We start from the raw sequence: 1,697 nt of genomic DNA on the forward strand, positions 1-1,697 counted from the left end.
AGACCTAAGAGAATTAACAACAGACTGATAGATTTGCTGATCTTCCATGACAAGTTGTGTTAAGTAATTGGTCTGTGGTTCTACTCCTCGACTTGAACCCAGCACTAAGCACGGTAGCAAATACAGTTTGACATCATCCCCCGTTAAATCAGAGATTATAACGGGGGATTCCCAAACTTCACAATTTGGGTTTACTGCTTCCAAAGCACTTATCTAGGTTGTTGTAAACCCCCGACAGCCCGCCTACACAGTCATTTTCTAGCACGATCTGTCCGACCGCAGTAATACCACGTTGACAAATCACTTGAGCAGCTGAAACATCTCTGTTAATTTCATAATGGCATTCAGGACATTTGTGTATGCGTTCAGACAAATCTTTTTTGCCTGTATTTATACCACAATTTGGACAAATTTGACTAGTATATCTGTAATCAACTTTGCCAAAATATACGCCTCGTTTCCAACAAACCCAAGCTAAGATATCAAAGAACTGACCAAAACCCGCATCAAGGGTATGTTTCCCTAACATTCCTTTTGCCCAAGTTCTGAAATCTAAGTCCATGTCCTTCGGACAGGCTTCGCCAACAACAAATATCATTCCAGCCTGGTCACAAAGATAATTTGCTAACTTAAAGTGAAAATCTTTTCGGGTATCTGATATTTTCTGATGAAGTCTTGCTATTTGACAATTTAGTTTATGTTTATTTTTGGAACCTTTTTTCTTTAGCTTCAATCTGCGTTGTAGCAATTTAAGCTTACTGTGCAGCTTTTTTAAAAATCTAGGTCGCTCTATTAGTTGATTATCAGAAGTTGCTAAAAACTTATCTAACCCAACATCAATCCCAAGGGGATGACCCCGTGGTGGAGTATCAGGAACACTGACTTCACTTTGTAAAGACAGCATTGCAAAATAACCACTAGCTCGTCTAACTATTCTAACTTGCTTTATCTTAAAACCATCTGGAATTGGTCGTGATAATCTCAGTTTAACTAATCCAATTTGAGGCAGTTTAATCCACTCATTATTTATTGGATTTGTTTTAAATTGAGGAAATACAAACGATCGCATCCGATATGGATTTTTAAATCTAGGAAAACCATATCCTTGTTCTTTCATGTTTTTAAATGCTCGATCTAAAGTCTTTAAAACTTGTTGTAAGACCTGAGCATTTATTCTTTTGAGTTCAGGATTGGCTTTTTTGGCTTTAGTTAAATTAGCAGCTTGTATCTTGTAGTTAGGATATGGCTGATCTACTGGAATTATATATTCATGCTGTAATGAACAATAATTAACTGCGCACTTTCGACTTTTGTACCAATCTTTTCGTTCCCTTAAAGCGTAATTCCACACTTTTCTGCAAACCGCCAATATATCTTCAATGACGGCGATTTGTTTTTGGGAAGGAATCAGTTTGTACTCGTAGGTTAGTCTTAGCATATTTAAATTATAACATAATTCTATCCAGGAATGCCACTTGAGTAGAACTAAGCTTCTGACCGCAATTCACCTCACGCTAACCCGATGGGTATAACGTGAGTCCTCTTGCTCCATATTGATAGCCAAAAAAAATAAGAGAGCCGTTGGTGTGACTCTCTCGATCATCAGGGTGCATCTACTGATCTAAGTATAGCAAGATAAATGTGGGGTGCAACCCCTCACCCCTTTCAACGACCAAAATGTTACAAAACTTAATAGA

The 1,697-nt window shown here is 37.8% G+C and carries 2 protein-coding genes; both read right to left on the bottom strand.

The annotated features are described in order from the left end of the window. On the bottom strand, positions 1–204 hold a 204-nt coding region (locus F6K49_RS46410), incomplete at its 3' end, for a hypothetical protein (protein WP_293109211.1). Then, positions 179–1,438: a transposase gene (locus F6K49_RS46415; RefSeq protein ID WP_293109213.1), complete on the bottom strand. Its 1,260-nt coding sequence runs from the start codon at positions 1,436–1,438 to the stop codon at positions 179–181. The genes F6K49_RS46410 and F6K49_RS46415, both read right to left, overlap by 26 nt. Positions 1,439–1,697 lie beyond the last annotated feature (259 nt).

Source organism: Moorena sp. SIO3I6 (genome assembly GCF_010672095.1).

Excerpts from the sequence above, each read along its gene's own strand:
- F6K49_RS46415 (WP_293109213.1), bottom strand. The coding sequence starts at position 1,438 with ATGCTAAGACTAACCTACGAGTACAAACTGATTCCTTCCCAAAAACAA.